General features: G+C 47.4%; 7 protein-coding genes. 4 read left to right on the forward strand and 3 right to left on the reverse strand.

Features of this window, described 5'->3' with window-relative positions:
- Positions 1–11 precede the first annotated feature (11 nt).
- A complete protein-coding gene (locus QUB44_RS19035) occupies positions 12–635 on the forward strand; it encodes a precorrin-8X methylmutase (RefSeq protein WP_006632961.1) in 624 nt (207 codons plus the stop codon).
- 294 nt (positions 636–929) lie between these two features.
- Here the strand turns inward: QUB44_RS19035 and QUB44_RS19040 are convergent, their stop codons facing one another.
- Complete coding sequence (locus tag QUB44_RS19040; protein ID WP_333369848.1) at positions 930–1640, reverse strand: phosphate ABC transporter permease; 711 nt, start codon at positions 1638–1640, stop codon at positions 930–932.
- Between the two features lie 257 nt (positions 1641–1897).
- The gene (gene dapB / locus QUB44_RS19045; protein WP_333369849.1) at positions 1898–2725 is read right to left on the reverse strand and encodes a 4-hydroxy-tetrahydrodipicolinate reductase; all 828 of its coding nucleotides are present in this window, start codon (positions 2723–2725) and stop codon (positions 1898–1900) included.
- A gap of 302 nt (positions 2726–3027) precedes the next feature.
- Here dapB and QUB44_RS19050 point away from each other — a divergent pair, with 302 nt between their 5' ends.
- The 3 genes from QUB44_RS19050 to QUB44_RS19060 all read left to right on the forward strand — a co-directional run bounded on the left by QUB44_RS19050 (position 3028) and on the right by QUB44_RS19060 (position 6313).
- Entirely contained in the window at positions 3028–5550 is a 2523-nt protein-coding gene (locus QUB44_RS19050) for an EAL domain-containing protein (protein WP_333369850.1), read from the forward strand.
- A 107-nt stretch (positions 5551–5657) separates the two neighbouring features.
- Complete coding sequence (locus QUB44_RS19055; protein WP_333369851.1) at positions 5658–5999, forward strand: DUF6883 domain-containing protein; 342 nt, start codon at positions 5658–5660, stop codon at positions 5997–5999.
- Positions 6000–6007: 8 nt separating this feature from the next.
- Positions 6008–6313, forward strand: a complete 306-nt coding sequence (locus QUB44_RS19060; protein ID WP_333369852.1) for a DUF4926 domain-containing protein — start codon at positions 6008–6010, stop codon at positions 6311–6313.
- Positions 6314–6682: 369 nt separating this feature from the next.
- Here QUB44_RS19060 and QUB44_RS19065 read toward each other — a convergent pair whose 3' ends face one another.
- Positions 6683–7864: a CHAP domain-containing protein gene (locus tag QUB44_RS19065; protein ID WP_333369853.1), complete on the reverse strand. Its 1182-nt coding sequence runs from the start codon at positions 7862–7864 to the stop codon at positions 6683–6685.
- Positions 7865–7937 lie beyond the last annotated feature (73 nt).

Below are 7937 nucleotides of genomic sequence, written 5' to 3' on the forward strand. Positions count from 1 at the left end.
CTATCCAACAAATGGAATGGCACGTAAGCGATGCCCAGAGTCTGGGATTAATCGATAACGAAATTGGCGACCACGGTTTTTCAGCGGCGGAGTACGAAATAGTCCGTCGCGTGATTTATGCGACTGCTGATTTTGAGTACAAGTCTTTAATTAGTTTTTCCGATCAGGCTTTGCAGGCTGGGGCTGCGGCTTTGGCTGCTCGGACTACGATCGTGGTAGATGTGCCGATGGTGCAGGTGGGCATTACGCCCCTAATCCAAAATACCTTTGCGAATCCGGTTTACTGTTCGATGGAGGCTTTGACACGCCCCCAAAAGGAAAGGACGCGGGCGGCTTGGGGGATTGAAACTTTGGCAAGACGCTATCCTGAAGGGATTTTTGTGGTGGGCCAGGCTCAAACTGCTTTGTCGGCGATCGTAGATTTGATTGAATCTGAGGAAATTCGACCGGCTTTGGTAATTGGGACTCCTTCTGGGTTTGTAGGGGTTGACGTGGCTAAGTCGCGGCTGCATGATTCGATGATTCCTCACATTCGGATTGAGGGCCGCAAGGGCTCTGCGGTGGTGGCTGTGGCTATTGTTAACGGGCTGGTGGATTTGGCTTGGCAAGCTTACGGCCAAGAGGGGAACAGTTGATCGAGAAGTCAGCAGTCATTAGTCATTAGTTATTAGTCAGTAGTCATTCTATCTGTGAGATCATTTCCGGTTGCATCGGAATTATTAGCCAAAATTAGGAGACGGCAGTGCCGTTTCCCTACAATATTATTTTCGATAGGGAAACGGCACTGCCGTCTCCTCGCTTCTCATTCCGTTATTATCGGAATTGATATGAGCTCCGAGAAACCGGGTTTTTCACCTTAATTTGCGACTACAACCAAGTATCTCCCAAAAACCCGGTTTCTGCCCACGCACCCGTGCATAAGTCCCAGATTAATAATCAGCGGACGATCGCCTTTTTGTGCTTCTATTGTCATTATCTCGCTCTCGGTCTTTTTTCCTACCTTTTTTAATTTGCTGGCTCATCTCGACAAACAAATCCCTACGCAGATAAGGATAGTCGCTCACCCACACGTCACGGCTGGGAATATAAATATCTGAAACTTTGGCAATTCTGCCTAAATCTTCTTGATTTGACATGATTAACATTAAAGCAGCTTGGCCGGGGACAATTCCTTGGTGTTCTTTCCGCAAGGGAGCTCGAAGTGTAGTGGTAAATCCGGTTTTGTCGCCAACTTCTAAGTTGATGCGCGGTTCTAGGTTGTCAATTATTACGAGTTGTCCTTTTTGATTGACTGTTTCTTCTTGACTTGTGACTTCATCTGTGATGTAAATATCCAAAACTCGTCCTTGCCAAAAACCGCAGTATTGATATTTGCGGCATTCTGCATTCCGCAAACTCGCCCACAAAATCGGCCCCCACAGCCAGTACAAACCAGCTATCAATCCGGTGATTAAAACTAGCGGCCCGATATCGGAACCGACGAAGCTGTAGACAACCAGCACGAGAATTACGATAACCGCAGAGATTAACATTCTCCTCAAGAAATCGGGCGGTTTCCCCCAGCAATATTTGTATTGGACTCCCGTGGCGACGGCGGGAATTAGTTCTTGAAAGGTTTGGCGGGTTAAGGGAATTAGCATAGGAAGTTGGGCAACAGATTTTGTAACTGATACAACGGATGTCTGTTTGGCAGCGGATTATATAAGGGTTTTAACGGATTGATGTTGAAGTCAGAAATCAGAAGTTAGAAGTCAGAAGTTAGATTAATTCCATATTACCAATGACTGTTGACTAATGACTAATGACTAATGACTGTTGACTGTTGACTAATGACTAATGACTGGGGAATTGTTGACTGTTGACTGTTGACTAATGACTAATGACTAATGGCTAATGACTACAATATCTTTTCCAGGCCGTAAACGAGCGATCGCAGTTCAATAACTTTGCGTATAGACAGCAAGACTCCTGGCATATAACAAGCTCGATCGCTCGTATCGTGTCGTAAAGTATAAACTTGACCGGCGCCGCCAAAAATTACCTCTTGGTGGGCAATTAAACCGGGTAAACGGATGCTGTGAATGCGAATCCCTTCATCTGCTACTGAACCTCGCGCTCCGGCTAATTTTTCGGTTTCCTCAACTTCTGGCGGATTGAAAGTTTTTCCCATTTCTGCTAGCATTTGGGCAGTTTGAATTGCCGTACCGCTGGGGGCGTCGGCTTTTTGATTGTGGTGCAGCTCGATAATTTCTACGTGTTCAAAATACTGAGATGCCGTGACGGCGGCTTGTTGGAGCAAAACCATGCCGATCGAGAAATTGGGTATGATCAAACACCCAGTGCTCGCTTTATCAGCGAATTCAGCTAATTTTGCAATTTGCTTGCTGCTCAATCCCGTAGTGCCGACTACCGGGCGAATGCCGTAAGCTATAGCCGATCGCACGTTTTCATAAACTGACGAAGGGTGCGTAAAATCTACCATCACCCCTAACTGCTTTTCCTGAGCTGCTAATACCAGCATTCCTTGCAAGTCGTCAGTGATGGGAACTTCTAACGGGCCGCATCCGGCTAATTCGCCGGCATCGGCGTTGAGGCACGACTGAGAGCGGTCTACAGCCCCAAATAAGGTCAGGTCACTAGCATGGGCGATCGCCTTAATTACTTCGCGGCCCATTTTGCCTGCAGCACCGTTAACAATCACCGGAATCGGAAGTTGATTCGCCATAATCTCAAAAATATCCTGAAAGTTCGATCGACTAAATTTTAACGCTTGTGCGAATTTGGGGAAACAAGGAATGAAAGACAGGATTTGTCGGCAAATCTTCAAAAACCCGGTTCCCATTCGAGAAATACTTTGCCAAATCGAGTAATTAGCTTAAAGAAACTCGGTTGTGGCACAAGTTCTGAAAAAATTACAATCAATCTCATATTAAGCTCAATTCTGTAAGAACAGACTTGTGCAAAGCTAATTTGCACCGACATATTTTTTCTGTGACTGCCAAATTTTCTCGAAATCTTCGATATGTCATGTCTGTGGCAACTAGCCTCAACCTGAGTTCTCAAAACCGACGGGTCAGGATTTTGCCTGCAATGCTTGCGGGCGCGACTGTAACGCTGCTGAATATGGGAGTTCGGGAGTTGGGAGGCCTGCAAAGCTTGGAATTGGCGAGTTTTGATTCGTTAGTGCGCTTGCAGCCAGATTCGGGGCCCGATCCGCGACTGCTGGTGGTGGGAATTTCGGAGGCCGATATTCAAGCTTTGGGGAGATTTCCGATTTCCGACGGTGCGATCGCTCAAACCTTGGCAAAATTGCAAAAGTATCAGCCAAAAGTCATCGGTTTGGATTTGTACCGGGATTTGCCTCAAGCGCCGGGACACGAAAAATTGCTGGCCGGGCTGAAAGCACCGAATGTGGTGGCGATCAACCAATTGAGCGATTCAGAAAGTCCGGGAGTGCCTGCGCCTCCGGGGATACCGCCCGATCGAGTTGGTTTTAACGACTTCGTGCTCGATCCTGATGGCGTTGTACGCCGCAATTTGCTCTCAGTCTCGCAACCAGACAAAAAGATTGCATTATCGTTTTCTTTGCAAGTGGCTTTGCTGTATCTCAAAGACAGAGTACAGCAGAAAAATAGCGCTGTTCATCCCCACCAAATCAACTGGGGAAAGGCAGAATTTGTGCCTTTAACTTCTGACAGTGGCGGCTATGCAAATCTCGACGCCAAAGGCTACCAAATTCTGCTCAAATACCGTTCTGGTAAGGAGGTGGCGCGACAAGTCAGTATCAGGCAGGTATTGAAGGGAGAAATTGACCCAAGCTGGGTTAAGGACAAGATTGTGTTGATCGGGACGACGGCACCGAGTACCAGAGATTTGTTTTTGACGCCTTACAGCCCGGTTAAAAAGCAAAGTCCGAAAATGCCGGGGGTGTTGCTGCACGCGCAAATGCTCAGCCAAATATTGAGTGCGGTTTTGGATGGACGATCGCTGTTTTGGGTGTGGCCGGAATGGGCGGAAATTTTGTGGAACGGTGCTTGGGCGATGGTTGGCGGGGTTTTGGCTTGGCGGATTCAGCATCCTGCGAGGGCCGGATTGGCTGGGGGTGCGGGATTGATGGGTTTGTTGGGGATTACTTATGGGATTTTTATTGGGGGTGGGTGGGTACCGTTAGTGTCGCCGACTTTGGGTTTGGTGGTGACTGGTTTGGGTGTCAGTGCTTACAGGAAGCTTTACGATGCTTTTCACGATTCTCTAACGGGTTTGCCCAACAGGGATTTGTTCGTGGATTGCTTGGGGCAGGCGATCGCCAATACTAGGGGCCGCAGCAGCTATCTGTTTGCGGTGCTGTTTCTGGATTTAGACAGGTTTAAGGTGATTAATGATTCTTTGGGTCATTTGGTGGGGGATGAACTGCTGATCGCTGTGGTGCTGCGGTTGAGGGCTATTATTGGCTCCGGGGATACTGTGGCGCGGGTGGGGGGTGACGATTTTGCGATTTTGGTGAGGAATGTTGATGTTGACAGTGCCGTGGATTTGGCCGATCGAATTCACCAAGCTTTAATGGTGCCTTTTGAGTTGAAGGGGCAGGAGGTATTTGTGACGGCAAGCATCGGGATTGCGCTGGGGGGCGAATCTGCTGCTACTGTCAGGGAACAGCCGGAACACTTGCTGCGGGACGCCCACACGGCGATGTACCGGGCGAAGGCTTTGGGAACGGGAAGGTATCAGGTGTTTAATGCTTCGATGCACGCTTTGGCGGTGGAGAGGTTGCAGTTGGAGACAGATTTGCGGATGGCCCTCAAGCGTCAGGAGTTTTTGCTGCACTACCAGCCGTTTGTATCTTTGGCAAGCGGGAGGATTATCGGGTTTGAGGCTTTGGTGCGTTGGCAACACCCGCTGCGGGGTTTGATTCCACCGATGAAGTTTATTCCGGTGGCTGAGGAAACGGGGGCAATTGTGCCGCTGGGTGAGTGGGTGCTGGAGGAGGCTTGCCGGCAGTTGCGGCTGTGGGAGGAAATGTTTGGTTTCGATCGAGCTTTGATTATGAGTGTAAATTTATCTGGGAAGCAGTTTGCTCAGCCGGATTTGGTTGATCGCCTGAAGGTGATTTTGGAAACAACGGGTTTGAGTGCCGAGAGTTTGAAGCTGGAGATTACTGAGAGTGTGGTGATGGATGATGTGGAGTCGGCGATCGCAGTTTTGAAGCAGATGAAAGCGTTAAATGTGAATTTGGGAATTGATGATTTTGGCACGGGTTATTCGTCGTTGAGTTATTTGAGTCGGTTTCCTACGGATACTTTGAAGGTTGATAAGTCGTTTGTGGGGCGAATGGAGATCGAAAGCGAGGGGGAAAATGTGGCGATCGTGCGGACGATTGTGGCGCTGGCTCACGCTTTGGGTATGGATGTGATTGCTGAGGGTGTGGAGACGGCGGCACAATTAGCTAGGTTGAGGTCGATCGGCTGTGAATATGGTCAGGGTTATTTTTTTGCTAAGCCCTTACCGAGCGAGGCTGCGACTGCTTTAATGGCTTCTCGGCCACAGTGGTAGTTGTTAGTTATGAGTTATTGTACGTTAGAGCTAAAATTGAAAGTTGATCGGGTTTCCAAAGCCGCTCTTTAATGTTGGGTGCTAAAATTAGTGTTATGTAAACAAACATGAAGCTGAAAGAACTTGTCAGCCATCTCGTTATCGATCCTCGAAAATTAACAGAGTATGCTCTTAATTTAGATAATCCAGTCGGTAGCGATAAAGCTGTAATATTTCAGCGTCGTTTAGGATTTAGCCAAGAAAATTATGAATTGCTGTTAGCACAGATTTCAGCTAAAACTCTTGATGCTGAAGCAGTTTTAGGACTAAATGACAAACACGGACAGCGCTATACTGTAGACTTGGAAATTGTGGGCGCACAGGGACAGCAGGGGATTGTCCGTACAGGTTGGATCGTAGAACCGGGCAGTAATGGGGCGAGACTGGTAACACTATTCGTTCGGAGGTAAGCACGATCGTGCCAGAATTATTTGATGTAGTCGAATTGTTAGTAACATTGCCTGAATCTAATTTGCACCAGGGTGTTAGAGGGGCAATAGTAGATTGTTATGATGATGGAAATTATGAGGTAGAATTTAGCGATCGCTGTGGCGAAACGATAGCTTTGTGTACTCTGTCTACCGAGCAGTTTTTAGTTGTTTGGAAGGCGCAAGAAAGGCGTTGGTTGTCTGTATCTGAGCTATTAGCTGCGATGGTTGAACGTTTGTCTCATGAACGTCAGCAACAAATTTTAGAGTTTGCGCGTTCTTTGTCTGGGAGATAGCAAATTATTGTCATGGCGATCGCTTATATCAAAAAGGATCTCGCCCTTGCTTGAGAAAAAGCAGTAAAGGGCGATCGACCTTTTAACTGATGATCGAGGAGCGATCGCCCTTTTTTAAGAAAAATTAATAAAGGTCGATCGCCCGATCGCACTCAGGACAGCCCGTCGCACTCAAAAACCAACCGTCACTTATCTATCTGGAAGAAGGCGCTAGTTTTATGCGAAACGCGGCCTAATCTTCAGAAAACTTGACAAATCGGAGATTGCTTGGGTTTTGCCAGAAGTGTTTGGATTGAGAAGGATGAGGGAGTGCGATCGCACTTAATTTTAGGAAGGGAAAGAAGGGCGATCGCAGCTTTTCACTGGGAATTATTTCGGATTCGTCCAGTAAATATTCGCGCCATAGCCATTGGCTGTACCGTTCGGAATGTTAATCCAGTTGGTGTATTCTTTGACAGTGCTATTAACTGCCTTATTGTCACCGTTTGAATCCATAATCCTGACTTGTCGTTGCCCATTAGATAGTTGACGCGACTCCATTACAATTCCAACGTGACCATATCGGACTCCACCAACAATCCCAATATCAGGGAAAGAAATAATTGCACCACGTTTTGGTAAGCCCGAACTTGTTGCAGGCCCGAAATTATTCGGCAGCATTCGAGCAACTACACTGGCAGTATCTTTTCCATGACCAAAAGCACGAGAAACAGTACGTTGGTTAGCAGGTAGAAAGACTTCTTGAACGTATCGAGCAATCAAAGTTACACATTGACCCCGTAAGTCATAAAGACCATCTAAGCGAGTAATGCCTACTTTACCTTTAGCAAATCCAAAAAATGCTTCCATATTTTGGTTTGTTCCACCTGAACCGGGATCGGGTTGTGACTGCACAGGCGGAGTAGGACGGTGGACTGTTGCTGTTTGACCATTGAAAGTAATGTGACCCCCTTCAAAGTTTTGACGAGTAACTCCTCCTTCCTCAAAAGGATCGCTAGTGGGATAACCTAACCAACCGGGCGCACCGCCCTCATTACGGTAAGCGTCCCAAATTTTGCCAGAAACATAATAGAATACCGTCGTATTGTGACGCCGCATCAGGATGCCCCAACCATTCGCCCCGCCATCAAAGTCTTGGACAACACCATTACCCCACAAATGAACGTTATTACTCGGTACACCAACTCGATCGTAGCCCCCATGTTTATTAAAAGCATCAGGCAATTCTATGCTCGAGTTATTGTTATCATCAAGAGCGACAACAAAATCAGAAGCTTTCTCCATGCGAAGTTGAGCCGTTGCACCCCCACCATACTCTCGATATTTCAACTGCACTGGATATTGACCGGGTTGAGTAAAAGTCCCATAGCCATTTGTCAGCGTTGCAACTTCTATCATTTTGTCAATGGGCGCTTGACCATTAACTTCCACTTTAAAACCGTCATCGTGGTTGCCGACAAAGCGATAGGTTCCTCGATCAAACGGTCGATTAGTCGTCCAGCGCACCGAGAAATTGTCAGCTTGCACCCCAGGCCCAGGGCTACCAAGCACCCAGGGCTATTTCGTTCTAGACAGTAGGCAGGGTTTAGGTTTAGAGTTTAGAAGTCGGATTCACCCTAACTTA

The organism is Microcoleus sp. AT3-D2, assembly GCF_036705715.1.
Lineage (GTDB): Bacteria > Cyanobacteriota > Cyanobacteriia > Cyanobacteriales > Microcoleaceae > Microcoleus.